This is a genomic window from Streptomyces palmae (assembly GCF_004684805.1).
Lineage (GTDB): Bacteria > Actinomycetota > Actinomycetes > Streptomycetales > Streptomycetaceae > Streptomyces > Streptomyces palmae.
The window spans coordinates 1-11,746 of record NZ_SRID01000211.1 but is presented as its reverse complement, the minus strand read 5'-3'; the positions used below and the strand labels follow the sequence as shown (position 1 = coordinate 11,746).

At 70.8% G+C, this 11,746-nt stretch carries 11 protein-coding genes; 4 read left to right on the top strand and 7 right to left on the bottom strand.

Going from position 1 to position 11,746, the window contains the following annotated elements:
• Positions 1-54: 54 nt before the first annotated feature.
• Positions 55-1,242: an acyl-CoA dehydrogenase family protein gene (locus E4099_RS20700; RefSeq protein WP_135340588.1), complete on the bottom strand. Its 1,188-nt coding sequence runs from the start codon at positions 1,240-1,242 to the stop codon at positions 55-57.
• Positions 1,243-1,403: 161 nt separating this feature from the next.
• Complete coding sequence (locus E4099_RS20695) at positions 1,404-1,913, bottom strand: pyridoxamine 5'-phosphate oxidase family protein (RefSeq protein WP_135340587.1); 510 nt, start codon at positions 1,911-1,913, stop codon at positions 1,404-1,406.
• A 452-nt stretch (positions 1,914-2,365) separates the two neighbouring features.
• Here E4099_RS20695 and dhaK point away from each other — a divergent pair, with 452 nt between their 5' ends.
• From dhaK to E4099_RS20680, 3 genes are all read left to right on the top strand, one after another.
• A complete protein-coding gene (dhaK, locus tag E4099_RS20690) occupies positions 2,366-3,358 on the top strand; it encodes a dihydroxyacetone kinase subunit DhaK (RefSeq protein WP_135340586.1) in 993 nt (330 codons plus the stop codon).
• Between the two features lie 101 nt (positions 3,359-3,459).
• A complete protein-coding gene (gene dhaL, locus E4099_RS20685) occupies positions 3,460-4,026 on the top strand; it encodes a dihydroxyacetone kinase subunit DhaL (RefSeq protein WP_135340589.1) in 567 nt (188 codons plus the stop codon).
• Positions 4,023-4,445, top strand: a complete 423-nt coding sequence (locus E4099_RS20680) for a PTS-dependent dihydroxyacetone kinase phosphotransferase subunit DhaM (protein WP_135340585.1) — start codon at positions 4,023-4,025, stop codon at positions 4,443-4,445. Before dhaL ends, E4099_RS20680 begins: the two co-directional genes overlap by 4 nt.
• Positions 4,446-4,742: 297 nt before the next feature.
• Here E4099_RS20680 and E4099_RS20675 read toward each other — a convergent pair whose 3' ends face one another.
• A complete protein-coding gene (locus E4099_RS20675) occupies positions 4,743-5,201 on the bottom strand; it encodes a DUF5709 domain-containing protein (RefSeq protein WP_135340584.1) in 459 nt (152 codons plus the stop codon).
• Positions 5,202-5,350: 149 nt separating this feature from the next.
• Between E4099_RS20675 and E4099_RS20670 the strand changes: the two genes are divergently transcribed.
• Positions 5,351-5,821: an NUDIX hydrolase gene (locus E4099_RS20670; protein ID WP_135340583.1), complete on the top strand. Its 471-nt coding sequence runs from the start codon at positions 5,351-5,353 to the stop codon at positions 5,819-5,821.
• 73 nt (positions 5,822-5,894) lie between these two features.
• Here E4099_RS20670 and E4099_RS20665 read toward each other — a convergent pair whose 3' ends face one another.
• The 4 genes from E4099_RS20665 to E4099_RS20650 all read right to left on the bottom strand — a co-directional run.
• Entirely contained in the window at positions 5,895-6,353 is a 459-nt protein-coding gene (locus tag E4099_RS20665) for a hypothetical protein (RefSeq protein WP_245245041.1), read from the bottom strand.
• A 189-nt stretch (positions 6,354-6,542) separates the two neighbouring features.
• The gene (locus tag E4099_RS20660) at positions 6,543-7,085 is read right to left on the bottom strand and encodes a hypothetical protein (protein WP_135340581.1); all 543 of its coding nucleotides are present in this window, start codon (positions 7,083-7,085) and stop codon (positions 6,543-6,545) included.
• A gap of 16 nt (positions 7,086-7,101) precedes the next feature.
• Positions 7,102-10,677: a phage tail protein gene (locus tag E4099_RS34365; RefSeq protein WP_245245040.1), complete on the bottom strand. Its 3,576-nt coding sequence runs from the start codon at positions 10,675-10,677 to the stop codon at positions 7,102-7,104.
• Between the two features lie 582 nt (positions 10,678-11,259).
• The coding region (locus tag E4099_RS20650) for a M23 family metallopeptidase (RefSeq protein WP_135340580.1) at positions 11,260-11,746 on the bottom strand (487 nt) is incomplete at its 5' end.

The window sequence follows — 11,746 nt, the reverse complement described above, 5'->3', positions numbered from 1 at the left end:
GTCGCGGGGCGGGGGCGGGTGTGCGGGCGCGAACGGCGCGGGAGCGGGATCCACTCAGCGGCGGACGCGCGGCATGCCCAGGCCGATCCAGGAGATGATCTCCCGTTGCACCTCGTTGTTGCCGCCGCCGAAGGTGAACACCACGCTGCTGCGGTAGCCGCGTTCCAACTCCCCGCGCAGCACCGCGCCGGCCGAACCGTCCTGGAGCGGGCCCGCCGCGCCCAGCACCTCCAGCAGCCAGGCGTAGGCGTCGCGCCGCGCCTCGGAGCCGTACACCTTGACGGCGGAGGCGTCCTGCGGGGTGAGGGTGTCCCGCTGCAGGGCGTCGACCATCTGCCAGTTCATCACCTTCATGGCGTCCAGCCGGGCGTGGGCCCGGGCGAGCCGACCGCGGACCCAGCCCAGGTCGATGACCCGGCGCCCGTCGCTGAGCTTGGTGTCCGCGGCCCAGCCCTGGACGCCGCGCAGGGCCCGGATGGCGGTGGAGCCGTGGGCGGCGAGGGTGACCCGTTCGTAGTTGAGCTGAGTGGTGATCATCCGCCAGCCCTCGTTCTCCGCGCCGACCCGGCGGTGGGCGGGGACGGTGATGTCCTGGTAGTGACTCGAGGTGGTGTCGTGCGAGGCCAGGGTGGTGATCGGGGTGCAGGAGTAGCCGGGGTCGCTGGTCGGCACCAGCAGGATGCTGATGCCGCGGTGCGGCGGGGCCTTGGGGTCGGTGCGTACGGCCAGCCAGACCCAGTCGGCGGTGTCGCCGTTGGTGGTCCAGGTCTTCTGGCCGTTGACGACGTAGTGGCCGGTCTCCGGGTCGCCCTCGCGTACCGCGCGGGTGGTGAGCGAGGCCAGGTCGGTGCCGGCCTCGGGCTCGCTGTAGCCGATGGCGAAGTCGATCTCGCCGGAGAGGATGCGCGGCAGGAAGTACGCCTTCTGCTCCTCGGTGCCGTACCGCATCAGGGTGGGGCCCACGGTGTTGAGGGCCATCAGCGGCAGCGGCACCCCCGCCTGGGCGGCCTCGTCGAAGAAGACGAACTGCTCCATCGGGCCCAGGCCCCGCCCGCCGTACTCCTCGGGCCAGCCCACGCCGAGCCACCGGTCCATGCCCAGCCGGCGGATGGTGGCCCGGTAGTGGCGTTTCCCCGCGGCCCGGTCGTCCGTCGCGGCGCCGCCGTCCGGGGCGAGGCCCGCGAAGTAGGCGCGCAGTTCGGCGCGGAGTTGCTGCTGCTCGGGCGTGTAGGCGAGGTGCACGGCCCCTCCTGGAGTCTCGCGTCCGCCGCGACGACGGCCTGGGATCGAGGGGCACAGTAGAACGCGTTACAGAAATACGGAAGGGTCGTGCCGGGGCGGTCCGCCGCGGGTCCGGTGCGGGCAGGCCCCGGATGCCCTCGCCTTCCGGAGCCCCACCCTCGTCAGACGTCCTTCGGCGGCGGGGCGTCACCGCTCCCCGGGCTCATGGTGCGCAGGCCGCGGCCCGGCGCCCATGACTGGATGACCAGCGCGTTGCCCTCCACCCGGATCCGCATCACCTCGCGGATCTCCGCGCGGAAGAGATGGAGCGGTCCGGGTTGCCCGCTGTCCTCGGCGTACCGCGCCAAGACCGCGGGGTCGGTCACCTCCACCGCCCGGCCGTCGATCCGTACGTCACCGCCGTTCATCTCCTGCCCGGGACCCGGATTGGCGTGCAGCGCGAACCGGGGGTCGCGCCGCAGGTCCAGCGCCTTGCGGGAGTGGTGCATCATGCCGAGCCAGAGCTCCCCCTCGCGGAACTCCGCTTCCAGGCCGGACAGGCGCGGCGAGCCGTCCCGTCGCAGCGTGGCCAGGACGTGGTGCCGAAAGGCGCCGAAGCGCTCCTCGACGGTGCGGGCGAGGTCGGGCTCTGCCGCCTGGAAGTCCGACCAGGCGTTCCGGATCGTGGTCATGGCGCCATGGTGGCGGGGATACCGGACACCTTCTGTCGTGATTGCGCGTCATGGTCTCCGTCGAGGCCCCGTGGCGGCCGCACGCGTCCTGGCGATGCCGCACCAGGGGTGTACGGGGTACGGCGGGTGAGGCGCTGTACGTATACGGCCGGCGGGTCGGTGCAGGGATACGGCCGGCAGGGGCGCGCGGATACAGCCGGCGCGGCGGTGCAGGGATACGGCCGGCGGATGGAGTACGGATACCGCCGGCAGGGGGAAACGCGGCCCAGGCGAGGGATCCGCCTCCGGCACCGTGACCGGCGCCCGGATCCCGGTGATACTGGCCAGCGGCAACCGCCCTGGCGGCTGCCGCCGCGCACCCGCAGATCACCGAACTCCAAGGTCATTTAGTGGCCGAGTCCCCGCTGTCCTGGGAAAATGTCCCCAGGAGCCGCGCTCACCAGGAGGTTCCCGTGAGAATGCTCATCAATGTGGCCGAGACCGTCGTCCCCGACGCACTGCGCGGGCTGGCGGCGGCCCATCCGGAGCTGACCGTGGACGTGGCGAACCGAGTGGTCGTACGGCGGGACGCCCCGGTCTCCGGGAAGGTGGCGCTGGTCTCCGGCGGCGGCTCCGGGCACGAGCCGCTGCACAGCGGCTTCGTGGGGCGCGGCATGCTGGACGCCGCCTGTCCGGGCGAGGTCTTCACCTCACCGGTGCCCGACCAGATGGTCCGCGCGGCCGCCGCGGTGGACAGCGGTGCGGGCGTGCTGCTGGTGGTCAAGAACTACACCGGCGACGTGCTCAACTTCGACATGGCCGCCGAGCTGGCCGAGGACGAGGGCATACAGATAGCGAAGGTGCTGGTCGACGACGACGTGGCGGTGACCGACAGCCTGTACACGGCCGGCCGCCGGGGCACCGGCGGGACCCTCTTCGTGGAGAAGCTGGCCGGTGCGGCGGCCGAGGAGGGTGCGCCGCTGGAGCGGGTGGAGGCCCTCGCGCGCCGGGTCAACGAGTCCTCGCGCAGCTTCGGCGTCGCGCTCAGCGCGTGCAGTACCCCCGCCAAGGGCGGACCCACCTTCGAGCTGCCGCCGGGCGAGCTGGAGCTGGGAATCGGCATCCACGGCGAGCCGGGCCGGGAGCGGCGCGCGATGATGACCTCAGGAGAGATCGCGGACGCCGCGGTCCATGCGGTGCTGGACGACCTCCAGCCGGACAGTCCGGTCCTGCTGCTGGTCAACGGCATGGGCGCGACCCCGCTGCTGGAGCTGTACGGCTTCACCGCGGAGGTGCACCGGGTGCTGTCGGAACGCGGTGTCCCGGCGGTGCGCACCCTCGTCGGCAACTACGTCACCTCCCTGGACATGGCCGGCGCCTCGGTCACGGTGTGCCGGGCCGACGAGGAGCTGCTGCGGCTGTGGGACGCCCCGGTGAACACCCCGGCACTGCGCTGGGGCTGCTGAGCGGTGCGCGGGCGGACATCGACCGAGCGAGGAGGATCTTTGTGACCGACAGTGAAACCGCCGCGACGGGCGCCTACGACACCGCGTTCTTCCTCCGCTGGATGGCCCTGGTGGCCACCGCGGTGGAGCGCGAGGCCGGTCGGCTCACCGAGCTGGACGCGGCGATCGGCGACGCGGACCACGGCAGCAATCTGCAGCGCGGCTTCCGCGCGGTGACCACGGCGCTGGCCGAGGAGGCCCCGAAGAACCCGGGGCAGGTGCTGGTGCTGGCCGGCCGCACCCTGATCTCCACGGTGGGCGGGGCCTCCGGCCCGCTGTACGGGACCCTCCTGCGGCGTACGGGGAAGACGCTCGGCGAGGCGGAGCAGGTGGACGCCGGGCAGCTGCGGGACGGGCTGCGCACCGGCGTCGAGGCGGTGGCCAAGCTGGGCGGGTCGGCGGTCGGCGACAAGACCATGCTGGACGCCCTGGTGCCGGCGGTGGACGCGCTGGCCGAGTCGTTCGGCGCGGCGAGCGACGCGGCCGAGCAGGGCGCTCTGGCGACCGTGCCGCTCCAGGCGCGCAAGGGCCGGGCCAGCTACCTCGGGGAGCGCAGCATCGGCCACCAGGACCCGGGCGCGACCTCCTCGGCGCTGCTGATCGCCGCCCTGGCCGAGGCGGCGGCATGAACGCGGCGAACGGCGGGCGGCCGCTGGTCGGCATCGTGCTGGTCTCGCACAGCGCGGCGGTGGCGACCGCGGTCGCCGAGCTGGCGTCCGGCCTCGCCGGCGGCGGGGCGACCGCTCCGGTGGCCGCCGCGGGCGGCACCCCGGACGGCGGTCTCGGCACCAGCTCCGAGCTGATCGCCGCGGCGGCGCACCAGGTGGACCAGGGGGCCGGCGTGGCCATCCTGACCGACCTGGGCAGCGCGGTCCTCACGGTGAAGACGCTGCTCGCCGAGGAGGACGAACTGCCGCCGGGTTCCCTGCTGGTGGACGCCCCGTTCCTGGAGGGCGCGGTGGCCGCCGTGGTCACCGCGTCGGCCGGGGCCGACGCGGCGGCGGTGGCCCAGGCGGCGCAGGAGGCGTACGAGTACCGCAAGCAGTGAACGCCGCGCGGGGCCGGCGAGACCGCCTTGGCCGGCGGCAGGTCGTCACGGCCGCACGGCGGCACCCGGTACGGAGCGGGGCGGGCGACGTACGCGCCTGGCGATCGGGGCGAGGTGTGCGGCGGCCGGCCCCCGACCCGGCTCCGATCGTCACGGCCACCGGAGGAGGACCGTACGGGAGTTTGGCCGGCGCCGGGCGGGTAACACGGGTGCCAGGGGTTCCTGGCCGCGAAGGCACGTCACCGGGAGCCTTGGACACCCGGGGCAGTTCCGGCCTGGCGCGTCCACGTCGGCACGTCAGTCGCCCTCCGGCTCCTCGACGATGTGGACGGCCGCTTCCTCGGCCGACGCGGCGGCGCCGTCGATGCCCACGTCCCGGCCTATGAGGTCCTTCTCGGTGTCGGAGTGGGCCCCCTCGTCCGGGGCGACCAGGCGCCCGGCCCGTGCCGTGCCGACCTCGTCGTCGAACGGCTCGCCGTCCCCCTGCGGCTGGTCACCGATGCCGTCACCCTCGCCCGGCACGACGTCCGGCAGCTCCTTGGCCAGCCGCCGCTCCAGGGACTCCCGAGCGTGCTGCTCGGCCGCGGTGGTGCCCCAGCGCTCCACCGCCAGGGGCCGCTCCGGAGGCGAGTAGCCCTCGTCCATCGCGGACTCCAGACCGCGGTCCACGAGGGTGTCCTCCGGCTCCAGCACACCGGCGTCGTCCTGCACCTCGGAATCGTCCGGCTGGTAGACCTCGTCGCCCATCTCACTCATGTCCTGTCCTCGTCTCGCCTCGTTCCTTCGGTGGCATCGACGGCGGAGCGCTGCAACGACTCAAGACCAGTATCCACCCCGATCCCCACGAAATCAGCAGATACCGCCCGCCGCTGCGGTGGCGGTTCAGGGGGCGCACACTTGACACCGTGACGGGAAAGCGCAGTGCCGGGATCCTGCTGTTCCGCCGGACCGCGGAGCCGGAACCGGAGGTGCTGCTCGGGCACATGGGCGGGCCGTACTGGACCGGGAAGGACGCCCGCGCCTGGTCGCTGCCGAAGGGCGAGTACGCACCGGAGGAGGAACCCGAGGCCGCGGCCCGCCGGGAGTTCACGGAGGAACTCGGTCTGCCGGTGCCGCCGGGTGAGCTGCTGCCCCTGGGCTCGGTACGGCAGCGCAGCGGCAAGGTGGTGACCGCCTGGGCCCTGGCGGGCGACCTGGACCCGGAAAAGGCGGCGCCCGGCACCTTCGAGATGGAGTGGCCCCGGGGCTCCGGCCGCATCCAGCGCTTCCCGGAGATCGACCGGTTCGCCTGGTGGCCGCTGACGGCGGCGTACGAACGCGTCGTGGCCGGACAGCGCACCTTCCTGGACCGTCTGAGAACCACCCTGGCCGGCTGACCCGGCGGATGGGCTCGGCTTGCGTCCCACTCACCCATGGTGTAGGGCGCGGGGGCGCAACCGCCCGCGGATCCTACGTCGACCGGCGCACTCCGTCTCCTCCGAGCGCCGCTCGCAGACGCCCGCACATCCGCTCCACCTCAACCTCGCTCGGCCGGTCGCCCTCGGCGAACATCGCCGCCTGTAGGGTGGGCCCATAGGCGCCGTGCCGGTCCAGATCCTCCCGGCGTACCGGCTGCACCACGAAGTGGATATGCCCAGGCACCCCACCCGCGTGGGACCACAGGCAGGCGTACACCTGCTCCGGGCGCACCACCGAGCTGACGGCCGCACTGGTGCGCTGGAGCAGCGGCCCGAGCTCGGCGGCCTCCTCCGCGGTCAACTCCGCGAGGTGCACCACATGCCGCACGGGCTTGACCACCACGGCCCCCAACCCCAGCGGTCCCACGCAATGCTCGACCACCCAGTGCCCGGTCCGCGCCAACACCCCACCGGGCAGCGGCACACGACCGGCGATGAGATCACACGCCATACACGCCCGGACCGTGTCAGGGCTCCCAGCCCCCATCAGCTACCCCCGTTCCGTTCCGCGAGCCGGCACCTCAACTCGGTGCGCTCCACATGAGAACGCGCCTCGACCCCCAAGCCATAGAACTCACCGGCCCCGGCTGGCCACGACCGAAGAGGGCACGTTCACCACCGTCGCCGAACTCGACCTGCGTCAGTAGTCATATGTGATCTCCTCGGGCGTCCCGGATGCGACGAACCACCACCAGTGCTCCTCTGGCATGCTTCGCGGGATCGCATCGACTGGCAGGGGCGCTACCCTCGTCGCGACGTCGCGCATCTCCTCGTCCGTCGCCTCCGCCCAGTCGGACGCGACGAGTGCCGTCGGAGGCAGGGCAGCATCCTGCAACAGGACCTCGACCACACTGCGGGCGAAGCACGCGTTGTACCAGCCGATGGGCGTCTCGCTCTCGAGGGCGAAGTCGAGCTCGGCGAGGTACACAGCGAAGTCGCCGCCATGATGTTCGAGCACTTCACGGACACGGCCGTAGAACGCGGCAAGCCGCTGCCCTGCCCACTCCGCCGACGGATCCTGCCGACGCAGCAGCCACAACGCCAGCACAGTGGCCAGCGCATCACCCAGTGTAGCGGCCCGCGCTCGGTCGCCACCGTGCGTCGTAGCGAGAACACCGATAGCCCGGTCGAACCCGGCGAAGTAGCTGTCTGCGCCGGAACGGGGAAAGTCGTATCGCACCAAGGTCCACGGCTCCCGTTCAGTTCTTCAGGAAGGACCCGAAGGTCGCCATCACTACGCGACCGTCGGCTCGCGCATAGATCATGACGGTGAGCGTAACCGGCCCGCCCGCGTCGTCCGTCGTCTCCGCGATGAACCGCACCTGCCTCGTACCACCGCCTGGCACGGGGTAGAACTGAGCCCGGCCCTCTTTAACCACCGTCTCCGCCGCGGCATGGTAGTTCGCGATGAACGACCGCGCCTCTCGTCGGCTCTCCGGAATCTCGCCCCGGTGCGCCCGGGAATGGTAGGCAGCACCGGTCGTCGAGCCGAACTTGAGCTGGCCGGCCTGCGCCCTGATGTGCGCGACAAGCTGGTCCTCGCTGAGGGTTGGGTCGGCCGTGACACCCCCTCTGTTGAGACCCTCCACCTTAGCCCGGTCGCGGTAGAGGGCGCTCTCGGCACCGTGAGGCGACCCCTGCAACTCGGCCAGGGCAAGGCGCGCCGTCTCCTCCTTCAACTCTCGCTTCGTCGGCTGATCCCGGAGCCCGGCAGCGAAATCCGCCTGCATCTTCTTCGCTGCAGCGGCGCGCTTGTCAGCCCACAGGGTCATATAATATTCGAACACATTTGCAAATTCGCCAGGCGCCCCTGCAGTTCCTTGCCGGCGCAAGGCGAAGTCCATTCCGAGCTTCTGCAGGTCCGCCTTGACGGCCTGTGGGGCATTGCGAGCCGTCCGCACCACCTTGATGGCACGGCCCTCCAACTCCCGAATGAAGTCGTCGGCCGAGCCGCGCCCCTGCTGGAACGTCGCGACGGCCGCAGCCTTGCCGCCGTCGCACCCGAGGCTGGTCGCCAGCTCCACGAACTCCGCTTTTAGCTTGTTCAGTTCCTGCTGCTGTGTCGGGTCGATCGCTGGCAGTACGTGCGAATCCGACTTCATGGTTTGGACGTGTACGTGTTCGCCCTTCACATCCGTCGACTCGGTGACCAGGCGCATGGGTACGCCGTGCCGTTGCGACAGCGAGGACAGCTGCCGAACGGCGGCCTTGTGCTGTGGGCTGGTGGCAAGCATGCGGTCGGCGTCGGCGATGGCAGCACGTTCCTTAGCCGGATCCTTCGCACTCCCGTCCGTGCCCTTGTTCTTGCCCCTGCCCTTGAGCTTGGCCCACAGCTTCTTGCCCGTCTTGGCGATGAAGTCGACGACTTTGTCGATGGCGCGGTTGACGGGGCGGGAGACGGCGTGGAAGACGCTTTTGACCTTGGCGGCGAGGTTGCCGATGCCGAGCAGGGAGGCGAGGAAGCCGATGAGGAGGGGGATGCTGGCGGCGAGGGCGCCTTCGACCATCTTGGGGACGCCTGCGGCGCCACCACCCGCAATGGCGACGACCGCGTCGAGTACCGCGTTGACGAAGTCGATGATCTGGGCGCCTTGGTTCACCACGAAGGTGACGATGTCGATGATGCCCTTGACGGCGCGGACGAAGGCGGAGGCGGGGTTGAGCAGGGAGAGGATCCAGGTGATGCCCGCGATGATGACGGTGGGGATCAGATAGGTGGTGAGCTTGGACAGGATGGTCGACTTGAGGTCGCCGACCTCGGCGGAGATCTCCTTGACCGCGCCGGCCGGCCCCTCGCGGACCAGGGCCTGGGCGATGGGGACGGAGGACTCCACCGTGCTCATGGCCTGGTCGGGGACGCCCTTGCGGGTGACTCGGGCGCGGATGTTCGCCCAGGTCAGGCCGAGTAGGGAGGCGATGAGCTGGATGATGCCCTTGAGGTCGAACTTGGCCGGTAGGTCAAGACCTGCCTTGACCGCGGTGCCCAGCAGCCAGGAGACCAGGCCCTTCTTCAGGTGGTCGGCGATGTTGGTGATGAACTGCTGCAGGCCCGCGCCGACCGCCCTGACGAGGTTGCCCAGGAAGCCGATCGGGTCCTTGATGATCTTCACGATGGCGCCGGCGGCCTTGGCCAGGATGCCCATCAACAGGTTCTTCAGCTCGTTGATGGTCTTGATGACCCCGACAATGGCGTCCTTGGCCTTGTCGATCAGCCCCTTGTTGGCCTCCTGAAGCTTCTTGATCTCCTCATCGATCTTGTTCAACGCCTGGGTGTACTTCGTCGCCAGATCCTGGACCAGTTGCTGGGACTTCTCGTTGACCTGGGAATCGAGGTCATCGAACTTCCCCGCGAAATCCTTCGCCGCCTCCTGCCCGAACTTCTTCAGATCGGCGGGGAGTTTGTCGACCTCGGCCTTCAGCTCGTTGCGGCCGGTGGCGATACGGGCCTTCGCCTTGCCCAACTCCACGCCGATGGTGTCGGCGATCGAGGAGATCACGCCCTGCATCCGGGTCACATACAGCTTCCGCGACTCCTGGTAGAGCTGGTTCGCCTCCGCGGGCAGACCCTTGAACTTGTCCTTGACCCAGCGGAGTTTGCCGGTGAAACCCGAGTACCGCTTCTTCTTGTAGGCATCGATCCGGCGGGCCTGGTCGGCCATGAACGCGTCCCGGGCCGCCTTCTCCCCCGCGGTGAACTGCTGGTCCACCTTGGTGTCCAGGCCCGCAAGGATCTGCTCGACATCCTTCTTCGTCGCATCGAAGACCTTCTGCAACTTCGACGTGACCTGCTGCCGCTTCTCCTCGTCCTTCGACTTGGCCTGACCCTTGCCGCCATCGATCTGTTTGCCGGCCGCCGCGCGGGTGGCGGTGAGTGCGGTCATGGCCTGCGCGCCGGAGGCGGCCGCACCGGACTTCGCCGCCGACAACTGCTGAGCCTCGGCGCCCCGGGCCTGGGCGGGGGCCTTGGCCGAATGCTCCTCGGACTTCTTCTTCTCCGACAACGCCTGGTCGAACGCCGGCTCATTGCCCTTCTTCAGCTGCTCCTCGGTGACATCCGCCTCCGCCATCGCCTGATCGTTGGCCTTGGGGCCCTGCGAGAAGTCGGTGACCGAGGCCGGCTGCTTGTCGGGCACGGCATCGGCCGCGTTGGGGGCGCCCGGGTTGGCGGGCGGCTGATCGGGCGTGAGCGGGGTGACCGGCTTGTCCTTGGCCTTGGACAGGTCCGGCGGCGCCTTGGTGGTGGTCTCGATGTCCTTGGCCGAGGACTTCTTCCCCTCACCGACCTTGCCGTCGACCTGCTCCTTGACCTGCTCGGCCTTCCCTGACTTAGAAAACTTCTCCGCGTCGTCCAGGTTCTTGGGAGCCTGCTTCTCGATCGCCTCGTTGACCGCCTTGACGAACGCGGCCTTGTCGAACGCACCCGGCTTGGCCGCGTTCATCTTCTCCGCGTTCGCCGCCTTGCCCTGCGCCTCCTTGTCATCCGGCGGCGCGACAGCCGCGTCCTGCGCGGCCTTGGACTCGGCCACCGCCGGCGGATGCTGTGCGACCTTCTGCTTCTTCGCCGCCACATCCGACTTCACCCTGCGGAAACCCGGCGCCTGAGCCGCCGGCGTCTTCACCGGAGCGGTGTAGCGCTGCGCGACCAGACGGGACACCGCACGGTTGCCGACCGCACCCTGCAGTATCCGCAGATCACGCGCACCCAGGGCCGGGGAACCGGGCGCGGTGGCGGCCGAGGCCGCTGGGGTGGTGTCCGTGGTGGTCTGCGCGGTCACCGCGGGTTCCGAGGAGCCGACCGGCTCCGGTCGGTGTCGGGTGTCCTGGGCAGCCGAGGTACCGGAACGTGCCGAGCCCGCGGACTTGGCGGGCTTGTCCCCCGTGGCCTTCACCGCGTTACTCGACCGTCCCGGCCGCTACTGGCGCCACACGCTCATACGTGCTCGACCTGGCCGTACACCCCAACATGTCCGCCAGGATGCGGGGAGTGAGAGGCGGGACCCGTATCTGAGCGTGCCGACTCAGGTGCAGTCCGGGCTGCCCCATCGGGCAGCCACCACGTCATGGGGGGCCTCGCGAGTGAACCGCCCCACGGGGTGGGGCGTCCGGCCACCGTCCGCCCGCGCCAGTCCGCGGCCGGCCCCGAGTTCCGGGCCCGCGCGGGGGCCGACCGCTCCCCCGCCCCTCCGGCCGGTCCACGGCGGCGGTCGGCAGTGGCTGACATCGGTCGAGCAGCTCCGGCACTGGGCGGCACCGATGCACCGGGGGAAGCCGGCCTCCCGGGGATCCGCGGCCGTCCGCCCGGGGCCGAAGAGCGCCGGCCGGCTCCCGTGTCGCGCGGCACCTCGGGTCCGTCCGCCTCAGATGTTCGCGCCGTGGGCGTGGAGATAGCCGAGCGGATCGATGTCGGAGCCGTAGCCCGGGCCGGTGCGGACCTCGAAGTGCAGGTGGGGGCCGAAGGCGTTGCCGGTGGCGCCGGACAGGCCCAGCTGCTGGCCCGGGGTGACGGTCTGGCCGGCCGAGACGGACAGCGAGGACAGATGGGCGTACTGGCTGTACTTGCCGTCGGCGTGGCGGATCACGACCTGGTTGCCGTAGGCACCGCCCCAGCCTGCCGAGACGACCTTGCCCCCGCCGATGGCCTTCACGGCGGTACCGGCCGGGACCGGGAAGTCCACGCCGGTGTGGTAGCCGGAGGACCAGGCGCTACCGGCCTTGCGGTACGGGGTGCCCATGGTGTGGTTGTCCACCGGGGCGACGAATCCGCCTGCGGCCGGGCCGCCAGGTGCCGGACCCTCAGGGCCCGGTGAATCGGCCGAAGGGGAGGTGGTGGCGGGGGGCTTGGCG